This is a genomic window from Aliinostoc maniaoense (assembly GCF_058172895.1).
This window is the reverse complement of the sequence record NZ_CP187952.1, coordinates 4018984-4036416: the sequence shown is the minus strand read 5'-3', so window position 1 is coordinate 4036416 and position 17433 is coordinate 4018984. Positions and strand designations below refer to the sequence as shown.

The window sequence follows — 17433 nt, the reverse complement described above, 5'->3', positions numbered from 1 at the left end:
ATTCTATCGTTGCCTGAAACTCCTATGATTTCGTATAACTAGCAACAAAATTGTCTTAACCCGAACTGACCTTAAAAACGTGAGTTCGATGGTTGAGAAAAACCCCTCTCCATAGAGTGAAGCTCTTCTCGTAGAGTACCTCTCCCCTGCAAGGAGAGAGGCTTCAAGACCTTAATTTTTGGTTGAGTTTAAAGCCCCTCTCCGCGTCGGAGCGAAAAGTCTGAGCGGAGGTTTCCTCCGATCAGAACTTTTCAAGAGAGAGGGGTTGGGGAGAGGTCATCGAACTTTCAAGAAACAGGGGTGTAAGGGTGTAGGGGTATAAGGGTATAGGGGAAGAAAAAAGTGTTTCTTTCATTCATAGCGGGTGGTGTGTCGCCAGTGCGCCTGCTCCTAAGAAATAAGGCAGGGGGCAGGGGGCAGGAGGAAAGAGGATTTTACTTGTTTCTTTCGCCCTTCCCGTAGGTGCGCCTCCGTTGGAGACTCACGTTAATCTTGTCTAATCTTCCTTTCCTTAATTGATTCGGCTGGATTACCGACATAAATTGTCATAGGCTCTAAGGATCTGCCAGTCACTGAGCCTAATGCTAAGATAGCTCCACGTCCAACAGTTACCCCAGGGCCAATGATTGACTTGGCTGCAATCCAACTACTCTCTTGAATCAGGATAGGGGCTATCATCAATTTGAAATGAGGATGACTCCAATCATGATTGCCTGTACACAGATAAACACCTTGAGAGATACAAACATGACTTTCTATGGTGACATGAGCTAAGTTATCTATCCAAGCATCTTCTCCAATCCATACATAATCACCTACAGTTAACCGCCAAGGAAACTTGACACGCACTCCCGGTTTAATTCGCACACCCTGGCCAATTCTTGCACCAAACCACCGCAACACTAAAACCTTGAGGCTTGATATAGGTAACACATGGCTTTCTACTAGAGGAGATCCGAAAAAATACCAGGAAAGTTGTTGCCAAAATGGTACACCAGGGCTGTAGTCACCAACACTGTAGGTATCTAAACGCATAATTTTTCTCAGAAAATCCCCTTGTAAGTGAGAAACTATTTATAAAAGCAAGTATTAAGTAGGTTGGGTTGACGCAAGGAAACCCAACACCAATATTCATGTTGGGTTGCGCTGTGCTTAACCCAACCTACTGACTTAACAGAGAATTGGTAATAAGAACTTATTTATCAAAGTAAACATTAAGTAGGTTGGTTTCCTTGTGTCAACCCAACACCAATATCCGTGTTGGATTTCGGAGATTCATGTTAGGTTGCGTTGCGCTTAACCCAACATACACCCGATACACTGCTAATTTTATGGAGATTATTAGATTTATTTATAATATCCTATTATAACTACTCTGGGAGAGCCTAAAACCTTTACACTACGAAGCTTTGGAGTCTGTCACCTGCTAAATTAACCAAATTTAAATTGTGACACCTCTTTAAAACTTCCTATAGAAACACTTAAGAAACCTGAACTCTAGCCTTTCTGATTCTTAGCTTTTTCACTAAGAAAATTCAAATCACTGGTGCAAAACTTGGGTGACAGTTTTGCATTTAGCGAGACTATCACCGGAACACAAAATAGAATTGATCGTTGTTATTTGATGTTAAGTTAGCTCAAGTGAGTTTAAACTTTTGCAAGTTCCTTGTCTTTTTTGCCATAGCGTTTTTTGAGGAAAGCACCAAAACCAGCACCTAAAGCTAGACCACCCATTGTTAGGGGTTCAGGAACAGCTGTTGCAGTAATTGTGTAACCATTTACTGTGCCTATGTCGTTTGCGGTAATTTGAGCTGTACCAATGATTTGGTTACCAAACTGCCACGTACCTGTTGTACCCATCATTGATACAACTAGACCTGAATCATCGGTTGCTTGAACAATAAATTGTGCAGGATTTAGGTTAAAAGTCAATGCTGCTGTAGTTGAGCCTAGTGTCCGTTGACCAAAATTCAGGAAGGGTATAACTGCGGCTGTCTGATAAGTAGTACCGGAAACCTGGGTAAGAGTTAAATCTTGGATACTGATTCCTGAACCATCCCCATTAATGATAGGAAGAAGTCCAGGAACACCATTACCAAGAGGAGGGGTAAGATTAGAGAAGGTTGGTACTGCTGTGACACTGTTGACATTAGTAAAATCTACTAATACGTCAGTAGAGTTTTGTATTAGGCCAACCTGGACATTACCTGACAGTTCAAGCTCACCAGCAAGACTAATGGCTTGTGCAGCAGAAGGGGCAAAGGCAACTGCGGTCATTGTAGTTGCCGCCATAGTTGCCCCAAGGAATAAAGATTGAAACTTGTTCATAAGATTCCCGTTGGTTGTTATGAGATTTGCGACACTGGTATCAACTCATCATCAATTCCTCGGTCAATATCTGCAATCTAAGTAACATGATATTTGCTGAAATCGTAGAAGTAGATACCAGTATCCGTGAGTTAAATCATTTCAGAGTCATAATTAATTTACAATAACCAGCCTCCTACTTCACCAAAACTTTGCAAGAAATATATATTTGGTTTTATTAGTTTTTAAAAGTAAAATCTGTGTACTTGGAGACTCACGTTAATTTAATATACAAGGGTGCATCAGAAGGAGATATCCCAGGTACACCAAGAAAATATTTATACTGACCTACCCTACTAAAAGTTAATTGGGATATTTTATTTTTTGGTGTTCTCTGAAGTCTCAAAGCCCTAGTAATTTCGTAGATTCGCCCAAAATCATGATTTTGAGCGAATCTACAAACCTTTTTGGGATAAGAGACATTTCTTGTTCACATCAGGTCTAAATTAGTTACTCTTAATTAGGCGACCTTACCCCATTCGTTCCAAATGCAGAATAATCTGCTGTGGGGAAGAGACTGGCGTGACCATCTACCCTATAATCAAATCCCTGAACAGGAACGATTTGCTTCAAAGTAATGCCCAAATCTGGAGCAGGTGATGTTCTGACGTTTCTCCCGTAAGCATTACGGTGAAATACAGTTCTCAAAATATAAACATTATGAAGAACATTTATGTAAATAATATAGAATAAATGTCTATAACAACAAATTTAAAGAGCCTACTATCCTTGTCATAAGTGCTAAATAAAACTGCACTTCAATACTGGAGGAGAAGTGACATCAACATATACCCTGATATTAAATGAAGATTTGATGAAAAAACTCACTAAGTGTTGTGTGACTTGTACGTTTTATGCAAATGTATTTACAGATACTGTGTAGTTGCTATACCTTAGCAACTTCTTGTGGAAACAGTGCATCTCAGAGAAAGATGGATTAAATGTTAGAACTCTCTAGACTAGAGACTAGATGCTTTTTTGTATAATTGTTAACTTGTTAAGGAGGACAGGCACATACTCTTTTAATCTAGGAAATTGCTTAACTTATCTCTTTTGAGTGTTGCCTAATGCCAGTCATGATACTGATGGTAACACTTAGAGCAAATCCAGTATTTAGTTGAGATAGGTTTTATCAAACCACTAATTTCTCAAAGTATCATTCATTACTCGCTTCATTCTAGTGTTCCCCAGTATTTTTTAGTAATCAGCTAGCTTAGTCTACAACAGGTAATATACATATATTTCCCAGCCTGAATTGGTTGCGATAAATATGTCTATATACGTAGATATTGTTTGCTTCAAAAAAGCATAAATAACCACACGACTTAGTGAACAAAAATGTTTTAATATGAAAAGTTATGAAAGTAAAATTGCTGTCTTTACTTTTAGAATTTACGCAACTAGCATATTTTCTATGTAGGGTGTGTGACACTGCGAAGGCATTTCGAGGTAGCCATGAGGCTTATAGCGTCACGCACCACCATCGATTGTTACACTTTTGTAATTCCTGACTTTTATTCTGTAATTTATTTAATGAAATTAACTTATAGTATGGAAACTATGCAAAATAAGTTATCTATATCACTAAAAAGCGTTGAGTTTTGGTTACTAGGAATAGCTGGGTCATTAATAGGTATTAACTTAACAATAGTTGCGAGGAAAGATGACCCAGTATACTTTTACGTCAATGCTTTATTTTTGTTAGTGTTATTTTTATCGCTAAAAGATAAAAAACACAAATTAAATTTAAATAGTGATTTTTTATCTAGTTGGATAGGCTTATTTTTTATTTTTGTAATATTTACAATTAGTTCATTGCAAATAAATATCGGCATATTATCACCGTTTCCACCATTAATATCTGGTGTTGGTCTAGCCCTAATAGCTTCTGGTTATAGAGGTCTAAGGCAATACTATCAAGAACTGTTGCTCCTAAGTTTTCTAACTATCCGTAATTTATTACATATATTCCAAATAGATATATCAATTTTAACTGCTAAATTATCTACAGCTATTCTTTGGTATACAGGTTTTAAAGTAAGTCGTTCTGGTATTATTATTAGTTTGCCAACAGGAAATGTAGAAGTATATTCTGGTTGTTCTGGATGGACTATGATTATAGATTTATTGAGCCTAGTAGTATTGTTTATTTTTATGTTTGATATTAATCTGAAGCAAAAAATTATGTTACCAATAGTAGCTACAATTATAGGATTTATTGTCAATGGGTTTAGAGTTGCACTAATGGCTATTTTAGTAGCGCAGGGTGATCAGCAAGCGTTTAAGTATTGGCATGAAGGCGATGGCTCTCTCATATTTTCTATGATTGCCAGTTTATTCTTATGCTGTTTCTGCTGGTTTCTGCTAAGTAGAAATGAACAAGAAAGTAAAAATAACGCAACTTCTTTAAAGTAATGTACTGGAAAGAAAACCGGAGTAAATTTTTAGCCTCAATATTTGGTTTAGGAATGTTAGTTTTATTAAAATCTATTTTATTTCCGAATCCAGATAAACCAAAAATCAACCCCTTTACTTTTCCTGAAGAGGTGCCTTTAGCAAAATGGCAACAAAATTCGACTACCCATATAAAACCTTTGAATAAAGAAAATCCTGACTTAGTAGCAATAAAACATTATACCTATGTAAAAAATAACCTACCGCTAGATATTGAAATGCGTTACTTAGGAAATTTTTATGAAGCAGATATTGGTATGTATATCCAGCGTAATTTTGGTATAAAATCACCTAAAATAATACGTCAAAAAAAGGGAGTTGGTTACTATGGTCTAGGTATAGATAAACAGAAAGCTTATCTAAGTTCCTGTATAAATCCACGGGGAGATAGTACCTTCACTCACGCACAATTTAGAGACAATCGCTTTTCTAAAGATATTCACATTAACCGTATAGTACCCATCTTTATAGGAAAAGAAGCACTTTTAGACAAACGCTGTTTATGGGTGTATTTATCGGTTCCTTTGCATGATTCTTCTCCAGAAGATGCTTACAAAATATTAGAGGAAGCCTGGTTTTCTTGGTATCAATGGTGGCAACCCCGATTTCCTCAACCTTGAATTTTAGTAAATGTAAATTCTGTAATTACCTTTAACTTATGGCTGAAACTGACATTCGTGAATCTAACACCCGTGAATCTAACTCCCATGAAACTGACATCCGTGAGTTTGTTGAGTTAGAATTTAGCAAATTAAGTAAGTTAGTAGGGAATATACAACCTCTACTAGAAATAGTTCATCTTTCGCGCTTCCTTGGCTACGGTATGTTGTTGTTGGCATTGCTAGATATAATTGAGATGTTTGTGCCACCAAACTTCATGAATCCTAGTTGGGAATTTCAAACAATGGGAAGATTGGTAAACCAAGTGGGTGTTCCATTAATTGCAATTTTGTTTGTATTTTCCGGTAAGTTAGCAAAACGAGCCAAATGGGAACCACGCATTTTGGGTTTTCTATCTCGTTTAACCCTATTAGTGGCGTTGTTATACTTACTACTCATTCCTTTAGGAGTAGTTAATACAGTACGTTTGTATAATACAAACATAGAACAAATTAGAACTGGCTATGAGCAAAGACTATCTCAAGCTGCTCAGGTTGAAAAGCAGTTGAGCCAAACTTCACCAACAGAGATAGATAACTTAATCAGACGGCAGGGTGGCTCATTAAATGGCAGAAATCCTGAAGATGTAAAAAACCAAATTCTTTCAGAACTAACCCAAGCAAAACAACAATTGAAAACGCAAAAGGAAACAAATCAGTCTTCTGTAACTTTGAATTTATTTAAAAATTCTGTGAAATGGAATTTAGGAGCTTTGATATCTGCGGTTTTGTTTTTTATTGTTTGGAAAGAAACACGCTGGGCGAGAAAGAGAGCAGTATAGTTTTTGATTAATCATGAAAAGGCTCTATCGATAGCTAATATGAGCCTCTGCAAATAAATCTCTAACCACAGACAAAACCCGCCTATGCGGGTTTTCAATTATTTAGTAAATAAATATGCTTAAAAAACAAAATATTCTTCTGAAAATTAGGCTTGTAGCTTCTGCTGATTAAAGTATAAGATGTAATCGTCATTAAACATTAAATACTAAACCTAGTTCCTTCCTGTATGCCCTGTAATGATCCACAAAAGAGAGCGAGCTATATCACGAAGGATATGAGGAATAGATTCTGATTGAGTTCGTCTTGATGAAACTGCAATAGGAGTAAAGGCAATACCTTGGCTACCAAGGACAAAAGTAGCGATCGCCTTTGCTCTAGGCATATGAAAATCTGACGTAATAAGGTAAACATGGTGAATCTGTCGTTGTTTGAAATCATCAACGACGGAAGTGAAGTTCGTTACTGTATCTACAGCTTGCAAATCAATGTGTACTTGCGCACTAGAAATGTTGGCCGCTTGGAACATTTGCAGAGTTTTTTCAACATCTGGAGGGGAAGATACCCAAACTTCTAAGGATGGATACCATCTGGCTAGTTCAGCAGCAGCTTGTTCTCTTGCGGGATCGCCTCCTAAAACTAGAAAAGCTTGTGGTTGGGGTGCTTGATAGAATGCGATCACTAACCTTACTGGAATAACTAGTAGTAAACTGATGAAAAATCCTACTAAAGCCAATCTCCAGTATGGTTTTAATTTTTTGCGGTAGTACCTTTTTTTCAAAATGTTTTTTTAGGAAAATTCAGTTGATGAAGTTCTAATAAATTCTGGCAAAGGTTGTTTATCAATAATTGCTTGATAAACTTGGCAGAGATTCGCGGCAATACGATCCCAAGTATAATTACTGAAAATAAAGTCACGAGCGCGATCGCCCATAATTTTTGCTTCGTCAGGATGACTTAAGCACTTTATTAGAGCATTAGCAATAGCATCGGCATTTATCTCAACAACATGAGCGACTTGAGCTTTTGCCGCTTCAGGAAAGTTACAACCAGTCGTAATTATACAGGGTAATCCAGAGGCCATACCCTCTAAAATAGACATACTAAAACCTTCTGAGTAAGAAGGAGCCACGTATAAGTTAGCAGCAGCCAAAGCAGCATATTTTAATGCTCCATTCAACATACCTGTAAAGGTAACAGCATGAATACAATCAGCCTGAAGGAAATAACTTTGAGCCTTTTCTAAAAAACCAATATTATCTGGGCCTGCCACTACTAGATGAGTTTGAGGAAACTGTTTATGAACTTTAGCAAAAGCAGGTGCAAGTAAATCTAGTCCTTTTTTAGGGTCAATACGCCCAAGAAATAAAATCAAAGTTTTATCTCTAATCTTAGGAAATTTTTGATAAAAAACTTCTGGCTCAGGTAAAGTTCTAAAGTCTTGAATATTAATTCCATTAGGAACTAAAATACTATTCCCAAATTTCAGATTATTAATATTTTCTAATTCCAAGCTAGACGTAGCTTGAATAGCTTGGGAACGCTGAATTAGTTTACTTTCAAACAATTTATAGTAAAAATTTTTCTTCCAACTTTTATATGATAAAGCCCACGGCTCTAACATACCATGAGGAGTTACAATGTATGGAATTTTGTAATGTTTACATATCCAGTTTGCAACTGATACTATAGGCGCAAAAACTGTTTGTGTATGCACTATATCATAATCTTTAACACTTTTCACTAGCCATTTGAGCAAAGAGTAACTAATGATAAAATCATCTTGGTGCCAGCAAGAGAAATACTGTATTCGATAATATCTTTCATCTATCCATGTATTTAAGGGTACGTCTAAATTATTCGAACCATTAGCATTTGTTGTGATTAAATCAACAGTAATGCCAAGATGGCCAATTCCTTCTACTAGCTCTCTAACGATTTTTGAAGTACCACCATACGTAATGCCAATATAAGGAGCTACAAACAAAATCTTCATAACAAATTAATATAGGTACTTTTAAATAAGAGATTTCATCGCTATGCCAACAGCATTTAAAAACCCATCTGCGAACTTTTGGGGAGAACATTTATCAACATTTTGTTGACTTAAATATCCCATTTTAATTCTTGCTTCTGCATCCATTTGATGGACAGCTAGCAAAGAGCGAGTAATATCTTCTCTATTTTCAGGGTCAAATAATAAACCATTTTTCCCATCATCAACCAATTCATATCCTGCCCCTACAGTATTACTGCATAGAACTGGCAATCCTGCCGCGCAAGCTTCGTTCACAACCAAACCCCATTGCTCCTGCAAAGCAGGATGGACAAAGGCATTAGCCAAGCCATACCAATCCCCAATGGCTTGATAAGTTATAAAGCCGGGCAAATGAACACAATCTTGCAATGTTTGTTCCAAAATAAAATTGCGAATAGCAGTTTCTTCTGATCCACTACCGCAAATTACCAAATCCCAAGCTGCCTCAACTCCTATTTTCTGACGATAAGCAGCGTAAGCTTCTACAAGACGAAAAACATTTTTGCGTTTGATAAGACGAGTAACGATAATAAAATAAGGTTTTACTGGGATTTTGGCCTGTCTGTACCTAGCCGAAACAGAATCGAGTCTTGCTATATCTGCTTGTTGAGTAAAATAATGATTATCAACTGCATCATAACCTAGAAAAATCCGTTCAGAAGGAAAACCTAACTTGATTAGATAGTCACGATGTAGCTTTCCACCTACAAGCGCAGCATCATATTTTTTTACGTAAAGCCAAGATTTTAATTGCTCCTTCCACCACTGCCGCCTTTCGTCATCCCATTTACTTTCACTCATCAAGATTTTAGGGATATGGTGTTTTTGGCACCAAGAAAGTGCAGTACGAGAAATAGGAAATCCCCATCCAGGGATAGCAACTATGTCTGGTTGTAATCTATCTAGACAAGAGGGTAGCAAAGAGGCTGGAAAGCTAGATTCTTGATTTCGTGGAATTGAGGGTGCTGTTGTTGCTGATGGCAACAAAGTTATGAGAGGAAATGTAATCTCCTGTTCTACATTACCCCACGGATGCTCTTGAGTGTTATCTGTAACTTGAATTGCACTAAGTTTCCAACCTTTTTGTTGACAAGCTATATAGGCAGCACGTAGCCTTGCAGCGTGATAGCCTCCAATATTATAGAAAATGACAACTATATTCATAATTTATAGCTCTTAAGATTGAAAATACTTAATTTTAGGTCTGAAAATAAAAACGATTTGTTAATAGATAATTTCGTCTAAAATACTTGCGTTTTATCCACAGCAACAAAAAACAAGGCCAGAATGCCATACCAAACCAAGCATAAATCCCAGGCAAGTCTCCCCCTCGTAGCAGAGGGATGAGACAAGCGCACAGAATGGCACGAGTTAATATACTGGCGAAGGGATGAACCCTAGTAGTATAGCGAACTATAGAGGCCAAAATTTTACCATAAATAGTTGCACAAACTATAATTCCTGCAATTCCACCTTCTGCATAAAACGAACCTATTAATGATGGTGATATTCCTAAAGTTCCTTTGCCTTTATGAGTAGTAATATTCAGTTTATTCATATAGCCGCCTACTGGCTTGTCCGGCCAAAAAGCTCTAGGAATAGGACGCATCAAAATTTCCAAATGCTCCATGCCCCAAGAAAAGTCTAAACGTTTGGGGTAAACCTGTTGTATTAATACAAAACCGTCAATCATATTGGCATCTTCAGCACTGAATGCCCGCTCCCATGCTGACTGCTTGAGGGCATCTTCTGATACAACCGTGCTTCGCATGGCACCAGCTACAGTAAATACACTAATGCCTAAGACAGCAATAATAGTAAAAATAATCAAACGGGTTTTTGGGCGAAAAGAAGAAGATAAAATAATCGCACTAGCAAGCATCCACCCCAAAAATTGAAAACGACTAGTGGGGCTAAAGGTGTAATAAGATACGCCTGCAAGAATAGAAAAAGCGGTGAGTTTAGTGCGAATGGATGTAAATCCACCGAATTTCCAAACACAAAGAACTAACGTGGCAATTCCTACTAACACCATAGGAAACAAGTATAAGTAGCCAGTAACTTCAAAAGCCAATGACTTTCCTGATGATACTTGTGCATCTACACGACGGCGAATATACAAAACTAGAGGCAAGCACAATAAGCCAAAACGGATGGCTTTTGGGTATAGCCATATTAAAAAGGAGCGTTCAGCAACAGGTTTGATAATTGGCAGAGATTGCTTCTGAGACAACATATAAGTTGCTACCAAGCATATTTGTCCAAAGACCATGTAATTTAAGGCAACGAGAGATGCTTCTGTAGTGATGGGATTAAACCCACCCAATTCACCAAGATATACCCATTCACCAAAGCCACTAGTGACTGCCCAATATCGGTAAGAGCTAATATAAAATAAAAAACTGTTGATAAATAGAGGGATTTCGTCATTACGCCGCAGCAGCCAAATACAGCTAAAAATAATCAGTCCAATTTGGGTAAAGGCTAGTGTGGGAAAGTCAACAAAAGTCATAAGTTAGGGCTTGGAGACGATGCTGCAATTGTGACAGACTAAAATCAAAAGTGTCAGTGGAGTTGAGTGCAAAAGCTGCTAGTTGCTGAGGATTATGCAAGCAGAAACTAAGAGCTTGTGCGATCTCTTTTCCACTCACTTCCGTTAAAATTAGTCCGTTAACTTGATCTTGTACCACCTCGCCACAAAATCGGGAAGTGATAATAGGCATTTTCCAAGCTTGGGCTTCTAACTGAGTCAGGCCAAAACCATCAGAAAGAGTAGGAAACAGGAAAACGTCTGCCTGCTGGTAGTATGTAGCTGTGGTGCTGCGAGATACCGAACCAATCCACTTGACTTGACTGTGAGATGCTGGGGGTAGAGAAATTCCTAAAGAACCAACTAGCCAGAATTCTATCGGTTGATTCCTTAAAAGTTCTACCGCTTCTAGTAATGCAGCTATCCCTTTGCGGAGGATGACTTGTCCCAAAAACAGGACTCGAAGTGGACGTTCAGTCGAGAACACCGGGGGATAAATTCGCTCAAAATTCGATGCTTGCTGAGGTGGTTGATAAGCCAGGGGAATAATGTCAATTTTATCCTTGGGGATACCTACTTGCTGTAATGCTTCACTTGACCAAAGTGAATTAACCATAATTCTGTCAGCTAATGAGCATTCTTCTTGCCAATTATTCCAGTAGTAGGATGGTGCTGGTTGCCAGTTCGATTGATAAAACGGGTGTCTGGCGTGTTCTTCCATAACCAACTTTTCCTCGAATGTCCCTGGGTCAATTTGAGCAAGAATCGTTCTCCAGCCTTGAGATTTGGCGTAACGTAAAATTTCTAAAGCCGCGTAACTGTATGCAAATAAAGTAGGACGACAATTTAATTTAGATAGTTGCGGCGTGAGCTTGTATAGTATTTGAGTTGCGTTTTTTTGAAACCAGTCATTGCGGGCAATGATTTGTGGCCATCCGGCAGTTTTTTGAATTCTTTGAGCTATTTCAAAGCGAATCAATGAACCAGTAAAAGCGTGAACCGAGGCTGTGGCTAAATCTGCATGAAACCGTTCCCGTAGATTAGCTAATAAAGGCCGGGGTAATCCATTCAGTGCAGAATGGGGTTGTACCCATGCGTCTGTGATCAAATGAGCTAACTGTCCAGACTGGTTTAGCGATCGCGGGATAGCATAATGCTCACGCGCTCCCAGTTGGCAACATATCCAGAGGGAAGATTTTTCAAACACTAGCCTAGACACAAATAAATATAAGAAATTTTTATCAGCAAAATTTTAATATTTCTTCAAAAGAAATTAATCTACCTTATAATTTACCGTGGTTTTACTTAAAAAATCTTCAAAGAAAATTGAAGTCCCATGAAATTTCAGTAAAGATTCCACTTGATAGAGGGTAAAGCGAAGGTTAGCCTTATGAAAAATTGTTGCAGGTTGATGTATCAAGTTGAAATAAGTGCATCTCACTAATTTCTCAGATACTCACAGAATTTAGACACTCAATAATTCTGGCTAAAAATATCAGTTTACTGCCTTGTAGATATCGCTGAATTATTTTTCTCAATTATTCCTTTATTGAGGAATGATCAAATTTGTTCTGCCAAAAATTTTAGGAGCTTAAATCATGGATCGTCGTACATTTTTAATGCAATTTGGTTTAGGTGCAGGAGCTAGTACACTACATGGACTACTCAGCAATACATCGTCAGTAAACGCCAAAGAAACAGCAAGTAAGAAGCCAACTTTAATTAGCCAAACTGTCATAAATAACGTTGTGAATGTTTATCAGTTTGGTAGATTGGTTAGTGGTAAGACAAATAGAGAACGGGTTAGGATATCCAACGCTAAAATAATTCAAAAAGCTATTGATACAGTTGGTCAGCAAGGTGGGGGAACTATTTACATACCAGCCGGATACTACCAAGTATCACCAGAAATCTTAATAGGTGATTCCCCATCTTCAATTGTCATCAACTATGACAATATTACTCTTATGGGGGATGGAATTGGTAAAACTATTATTGAAAGTAGAGGTTCTTGGTCTATTATCAACAACCAAGTTGTTAGAGGGCATGGAATTATGATTAGAGGTACCAACAATCCTAGTCAGCCCAGAAGAAACGTTACAATTAAAAATCTAGAATTATATGGTGGTACCAATGGATTTACTAATAACCATTGGTGGCCGGCTAATCCAAGTACTGGAGATGGATGGGACATAACCCATAAAGGTATAGTATTAGATTTCGATAAATACTTAGAAAATATCACTATTGATTCTGTTTACGTCCATGATTTTAGAGGTGAAGTAATTTATGCCGGTGGGATAGGTGTAGGAAAAGTTACGATATCAAATACAAAATTACATGGCTCTAATGCTTCCATGCTGAGTCTTGAGGCTGACTTAACTGTAACTAAATGCGAATTTTCACAAACAGCTAATGCTTGGGTTGAAAATGCACCAATTACTCCGAACAAATCTTATTATTTTAACGAGTGCATCTTTAAAGATTCAACACGCTATGGCTTAGTTGTTGCACAAGGCAATTTATCTCCTGGACGCAAAGTAACAGTTACTAACTGTAGTTTCTTTAATTCAAATGCTGGCATTTGCCCTTTCGGAGGTGCAAGCGATTTCGTTGTGACAAAAAATAAATTCTTTGATGTCAACAATGCCCTATTCACCAGTGGAGTCAATAGAAATATTGAGTTTTATGAAAACGAAATATATGGGCAAAAACAACCAGCAACAACTGCTCACATATTTGGCAAATTATCTAACGTAGTAATAAAAAATAATCTTCATAAAGCATCTACAGATACTAATGTTAGCAAAGTAGGCTGCATTTTTTATTATGGCGATTTACAAAATATAGTTATAGAAAATAATGTTTTTGAAAATTGCCGCACTCCTGAGCAATTAGCTGTTATCACGAATGAACGTCCATTTTTTAAGAATAATCAATATAAAAATGTACACAGACGTGATTTGCAAGGAAGCTATGCTTTTTGGCATCAGGGACCTTACATTGTTGAGCCAAAGTGCGAAGAAGTGGTTTTGTGGAACGCTACTGGAAATCCTAGCATTCCAGTTATAGAGATAGAAATGAGTATTAGTGGTTATGTTGATGGACAAGAGGTGTTAATTACAGGCGGTACAATTAACAAAAAACTAATTATACCGAGCAATTCTTCTAATGTTCAATGTCGGGAAGACATATATTTAGCTGGTGGTTCTGAACAAGTCATACTTAAATTTAACAAATCTGAACAAAAGTGGTACGCAGTCTACTAATTCTCCGATTTTTAAAAATTCTGGGTTGTTATCCAAGAAGTCTTAAGGGTGCGTGACTCTGCGCCTAGTAACCAATGAGGTTTGTATGGATGAATATCAACTTTCCTGTTAGCTTTAACAAAAAAGTCTAACACTGGGTCTAATAGATGATCTCCATGCACTTCAACAACAAAATGGTTATGTCCTTGCAGCAATTTAGTTGCTCCTTGTAATACTTCTACTTCAGCACCTTCAACGTCTATTTTTACCAAAGAATTTTTACCTTCTAAAAAGGGACGCTGACTATAAGCCCTATCTAGAGTTATTGTTGCTTCATCAAAAACTGCTCCGACAAACTGAGGGATAAATTCAAACTCAACTCCAGCATATTGTTTCCAACTAGAGGGAATGGTTAGACTAGGTTGGTCTGCAAGTCCTGGTTCAAAAGCAATTATATACCCATCAATTTGATAGCGTTTCATTACATGAGCACAACCATAAGTGAAATACCCATCATTTGCACCTACATCCCATAAAACCTCAACTTGAGGAAGAACTTGTCGTAACCAGGGATTCAATATATGTTCATAAACACCGAGTATTTTGCGTTTAGAGTAAGTAGGATTGAGAATGACACGAGACCCTTTGAATGGCCCACCTAATATATTTACTGGCACGGGTTGTTTACTGATATAAGACAAAATATTCATCTTTAATGATGTCTCCAACATATTATATTTTTTGTAGATTCAAGAATTCTTAAATTATCCAAAATAAACCCAAGAATCAGTGGTGAGCTAATGTCAAACTGAACTCTGATGTTATAACCTGGGTTTAGCTTAGGGTTATCAAATTTATTAAAGTAGCCACGGTTGATAGTTTAAGTTGTAGTTCAACTCAGCATTGCGCTTCTTAATAAATTTAGCTGGGCTACCCGCAACAATGGTGTATGCTTCTACATCTTTCGTGACTACTGAGCCTGCACCTACAACTGCCCCCTCACCTATCGTAACTCCAGGTAAAATAATCGCTCTGTAAGCAATCCAAGCGCGATCGCCAATAATCACATCACCTCCTTGATCACTAAAATCTGGTGACTGTGGATCATGTCCCAGGGTTAAGATTGTAGCCTCTGGACCAATGGAGACATCCGCACCAGTCCGAATTTCATACTTGCGACCATCAAATAAGCAGCCAAAATTAATCACATTGCGATCGCCAAAATAAATCTTGCGTCCATTGAGAAATCTACAGCCCATCTGTACACAAGTACCTTGTCCAACTTGAGCTAAATACTTTTTGAGATAAGACATTCTCAACTTGCGAGATGGACAATTTGCAAATATGTGGTTGTAAGAATAACTGAGAATACTACCTGCAATCAGCCTATATTGCATACTGTTAGTTTATGCCAGATAAAATTACTTTACAATCAAAGTAAAATTAACATTAGATTATAAATCATATCTAAATTAATTAGAAAAAACACGGATTGCTAATTAGGATTAGAGTCAATTGTTTGTTTTATTTCCCTTGTCCAAATTTTATAGGCAGCTTCTGTAAAATGAACTCCATCCATAGTATATTCATTAATTAAATATCCTGAAGGAGCGATATATGGGTTTAAATCAATGAAAGCAATATTGCTTTGCTTCAACAATACAACCAATTTAGAGTTTAAATTTTTGATTTTATTGTTGAGTTTTGGATTGTTAGTTAGTGGAATAAGAGTAAAAATAGGAAGCGTGTTATTACCTTCAAACAATTTAATTATTTCTGCGTAGTCTTCAAGAGTCTTGTTCAGTGAAAAATCATTTCTTAAGACATCATTACTACCAGCCATTATGAAAACATAAGTAGGTTTATATCCCAGAGTCAACTTAACTTGCTCCCGAATTTGAGAGGTTTTATAGCCATTACCAGCTAAGTGTTTACTGTTCAATAAACTACCTTGTAATCTTAAACCCCAATTCCTTCCTCCTGCTGTAATACTATCTCCACAAAATACGTATCGGGGGGGGGGGTAAATTTAGCTTTATATCCATTGATTATTTCAAAATATATGAAACGAAAATACTCATTTGAAGAGAAGACTGTGACTATAGGTAAAGACAAAATAATATAGATACCAAAAGATAAACTTAATATTCTTTTTGTTTTTTTATTAAACATAAAACTTCCTTATGTTTAGGCAATGTCTACTATAATTAATTTCCCCAAAATCGGCTGTAAATGATTTCAGCATTCTTGCTCCAAGAATTATCTCGCTCGTAATCTTCCCAGTTTGCTTTAACTGTATCGTTGAGCCACAACTGTATGCCATCACAGATGGCCTCCCAATTATCCGGTTCAACAAAAATACCAAGATTGTATTTTTGTACTACGGTACGGAGATTACCTAATCCAGCAGATGCAATGCACAGTCGTCGATAAGCAGCTGCTGCATTGAGAACACCACTGGCAGAGCGAAAACTTGCACTATAAGTTAACAAGACTACATCACAAGCATTAAATAGATCCCCAACTTGCTCTTCAGGAATGAAATCAATTAGCCAACGACATCGGTCTGCAACGCCAAGGCTATGGGCTAAACCTTGATAATAAGTTACAGGTCTTTGAGTGGATGAGGAAACTTTACCAGCGATTACTAGATAAACATTAGGAAAGTGAGCGATCGCCATTAACACCAAATCCAGATTCTTGTTATCTCGAATGTGACCAAACGACAACAACACTTTGGCTTGTTGAGGAATCTTTATATCTGCGCGTACTTTTTCCCTACTTTTCTGGGGTGGTAAGAACTGCAAAGAACCGTGAGGGATAATAGTAGTTTGCAGATCAGGCATAGGTCTTACGGCATCAAGGGCGATCGCTTCATGGACAAAAGCCTCTTGCAGAAATGAATAGCCGCAAGCGATCGACCAGCGATGCCACCAAAGCGGACCCAAGACAAAATCTCGCACTGGGTCATGTACAACTGCACCAAAAACCACACCACGCTTTGCCAAATCTTTTAGCTGCCCAAACCAGAGGGGTGCTAGGTACTCAGAATATGAAGCCAGCAGGACATACTGAAAATTATTTTGTTTGATAAAGCGAGCCAAAACTGCATAATTGGCTAAAGTCACTGCTACGTAATGTGCTGCTTTAAGTACCTTATTATGCAATGGCTTTGCAGGCTTAACCTCTTGTAGAATGGTGACAGTTTTGTACTGCTCTCCTCTGCCGATTGGATACTTTGATGTGCATAGCATGATCACCTCAATGCCATGAGCAGCTAAAGCATTTGCCTGCTCATGGGCATAATCTCCTATGCCGCCATAGCTGGCTGGAGAGTAGTAGAGTAACCTCATATTG

Annotated in this window: 15 protein-coding genes; 4 read left to right on the top strand and 11 right to left on the bottom strand. The window is 37.6% G+C overall.

What is annotated here, in order from left to right; all coding sequences use genetic code 11:
* Window positions 1–486: 486 nt before the first annotated feature.
* Both ACPZ3T_RS17460 and ACPZ3T_RS17455 read right to left on the bottom strand, forming a co-directional pair.
* On the bottom strand, window positions 487–1035 hold the full coding sequence (locus tag ACPZ3T_RS17460; protein WP_490270735.1) for a WcaF family extracellular polysaccharide biosynthesis acetyltransferase: 549 nt from the start codon (window positions 1033–1035) through the stop codon (window positions 487–489).
* Window positions 1036–1647: 612 nt separating this feature from the next.
* Window positions 1648–2328: a PEP-CTERM sorting domain-containing protein gene (locus ACPZ3T_RS17455; protein WP_490270734.1), complete on the bottom strand. Its 681-nt coding sequence runs from the start codon at window positions 2326–2328 to the stop codon at window positions 1648–1650.
* A 1572-nt stretch (window positions 2329–3900) separates the two neighbouring features.
* Here ACPZ3T_RS17455 and crtA point away from each other — a divergent pair.
* From crtA to hpsJ-A, 3 genes are read left to right on the top strand one after another with little or no spacing between them, the layout of a single operon-like run.
* Window positions 3901–4782: a cyanoexosortase A gene (crtA, locus tag ACPZ3T_RS17450; protein WP_490270733.1), complete on the top strand. Its 882-nt coding sequence runs from the start codon at window positions 3901–3903 to the stop codon at window positions 4780–4782.
* Entirely contained in the window at window positions 4782–5441 is a 660-nt protein-coding gene (locus tag ACPZ3T_RS17445) for a cyanoexosortase A system-associated protein (protein ID WP_490270732.1), read from the top strand. Before crtA ends, ACPZ3T_RS17445 begins: the two co-directional genes overlap by 1 nt.
* A 38-nt stretch (window positions 5442–5479) precedes the next feature.
* Window positions 5480–6262, top strand: a complete 783-nt coding sequence (gene hpsJ-A, locus ACPZ3T_RS17440) for an HpsJ-like protein, cyanoexosortase A-associated (RefSeq protein WP_490270731.1) — start codon at window positions 5480–5482, stop codon at window positions 6260–6262.
* A 212-nt stretch (window positions 6263–6474) separates the two neighbouring features.
* On the opposite strand, the gene ACPZ3T_RS17435 is transcribed toward hpsJ-A, so the two are convergent.
* From ACPZ3T_RS17435 to ACPZ3T_RS17415, 5 genes are read right to left on the bottom strand one after another with little or no spacing between them, the layout of a single operon-like run.
* On the bottom strand, window positions 6475–7041 hold the full coding sequence (locus ACPZ3T_RS17435) for a YdcF family protein (RefSeq protein ID WP_490270730.1): 567 nt from the start codon (window positions 7039–7041) through the stop codon (window positions 6475–6477).
* 9 nt (window positions 7042–7050) lie between these two features.
* A complete protein-coding gene (locus ACPZ3T_RS17430) occupies window positions 7051–8256 on the bottom strand; it encodes a glycosyltransferase (RefSeq protein ID WP_490270729.1) in 1206 nt (401 codons plus the stop codon).
* Between the two features lie 21 nt (window positions 8257–8277).
* The gene (locus ACPZ3T_RS17425; RefSeq protein WP_490270728.1) at window positions 8278–9462 is read right to left on the bottom strand and encodes a glycosyltransferase family 4 protein; all 1185 of its coding nucleotides are present in this window, start codon (window positions 9460–9462) and stop codon (window positions 8278–8280) included.
* Window positions 9463–9496: 34 nt separating this feature from the next.
* On the bottom strand, window positions 9497–10810 hold the full coding sequence (locus ACPZ3T_RS17420; RefSeq protein ID WP_490270727.1) for a hypothetical protein: 1314 nt from the start codon (window positions 10808–10810) through the stop codon (window positions 9497–9499).
* Window positions 10797–12047, bottom strand: coding sequence for a glycosyltransferase family 4 protein (locus tag ACPZ3T_RS17415; protein WP_490270726.1), 1251 nt, complete (start codon window positions 12045–12047; stop codon window positions 10797–10799). The genes ACPZ3T_RS17420 and ACPZ3T_RS17415 overlap by 14 nt, the downstream gene beginning before the upstream one ends.
* A 379-nt stretch (window positions 12048–12426) precedes the next feature.
* On the opposite strand from ACPZ3T_RS17415, the gene ACPZ3T_RS17410 reads away from it, so the two are divergent.
* A complete protein-coding gene (locus ACPZ3T_RS17410) occupies window positions 12427–14097 on the top strand; it encodes a right-handed parallel beta-helix repeat-containing protein (RefSeq protein ID WP_490270725.1) in 1671 nt (556 codons plus the stop codon).
* Between the two features lie 11 nt (window positions 14098–14108).
* Here ACPZ3T_RS17410 and ACPZ3T_RS17405 read toward each other — a convergent pair whose 3' ends face one another.
* From ACPZ3T_RS17405 to ACPZ3T_RS17390, 4 genes are all read right to left on the bottom strand, one after another.
* Window positions 14109–14786, bottom strand: a complete 678-nt coding sequence (locus ACPZ3T_RS17405; protein WP_490270724.1) for an FkbM family methyltransferase — start codon at window positions 14784–14786, stop codon at window positions 14109–14111.
* A 147-nt stretch (window positions 14787–14933) separates the two neighbouring features.
* Window positions 14934–15389 (bottom strand): acyltransferase, encoded by a 456-nt coding sequence (locus ACPZ3T_RS17400; RefSeq protein WP_490270723.1) that lies wholly within the window; start codon window positions 15387–15389, stop codon window positions 14934–14936.
* Between the two features lie 182 nt (window positions 15390–15571).
* Entirely contained in the window at window positions 15572–16066 is a 495-nt protein-coding gene (locus ACPZ3T_RS17395; RefSeq protein WP_490277257.1) for an SGNH/GDSL hydrolase family protein, read from the bottom strand.
* Window positions 16067–16283: 217 nt separating this feature from the next.
* Window positions 16284–17429 (bottom strand): glycosyltransferase family 4 protein, encoded by a 1146-nt coding sequence (locus tag ACPZ3T_RS17390; protein ID WP_490270722.1) that lies wholly within the window; start codon window positions 17427–17429, stop codon window positions 16284–16286.
* Between the last annotated feature and the right edge of the window lie 4 nt (window positions 17430–17433).

What these genes read in the sequence shown, in the direction of transcription:
- ACPZ3T_RS17460 (WP_490270735.1), bottom strand. Translation starts at nt 1,035, where the DNA reads ATGCGTTTAGATACCTACAGTGTTGGTGACTACAGCCCTGGTGTACCA.
- ACPZ3T_RS17455 (WP_490270734.1), bottom strand. Translation starts at nt 2,328, where the DNA reads ATGAACAAGTTTCAATCTTTATTCCTTGGGGCAACTATGGCGGCAACT.
- crtA (WP_490270733.1), top strand. Translation starts at nt 3,901, where the DNA reads ATGAAATTAACTTATAGTATGGAAACTATGCAAAATAAGTTATCTATA.
- ACPZ3T_RS17445 (WP_490270732.1), top strand. Translation starts at nt 4,782, where the DNA reads ATGTACTGGAAAGAAAACCGGAGTAAATTTTTAGCCTCAATATTTGGT.
- hpsJ-A (WP_490270731.1), top strand. Translation starts at nt 5,480, where the DNA reads ATGGCTGAAACTGACATTCGTGAATCTAACACCCGTGAATCTAACTCC.
- ACPZ3T_RS17430 (WP_490270729.1), bottom strand. Translation starts at nt 8,256, where the DNA reads ATGAAGATTTTGTTTGTAGCTCCTTATATTGGCATTACGTATGGTGGT.
- ACPZ3T_RS17425 (WP_490270728.1), bottom strand. Translation starts at nt 9,462, where the DNA reads ATGAATATAGTTGTCATTTTCTATAATATTGGAGGCTATCACGCTGCA.
- ACPZ3T_RS17420 (WP_490270727.1), bottom strand. Translation starts at nt 10,810, where the DNA reads ATGACTTTTGTTGACTTTCCCACACTAGCCTTTACCCAAATTGGACTG.
- ACPZ3T_RS17410 (WP_490270725.1), top strand. Translation starts at nt 12,427, where the DNA reads ATGGATCGTCGTACATTTTTAATGCAATTTGGTTTAGGTGCAGGAGCT.
- ACPZ3T_RS17405 (WP_490270724.1), bottom strand. Translation starts at nt 14,786, where the DNA reads ATGAATATTTTGTCTTATATCAGTAAACAACCCGTGCCAGTAAATATA.
- ACPZ3T_RS17400 (WP_490270723.1), bottom strand. Translation starts at nt 15,389, where the DNA reads ATGTCTTATCTCAAAAAGTATTTAGCTCAAGTTGGACAAGGTACTTGT.
- ACPZ3T_RS17390 (WP_490270722.1), bottom strand. Translation starts at nt 17,429, where the DNA reads ATGAGGTTACTCTACTACTCTCCAGCCAGCTATGGCGGCATAGGAGAT.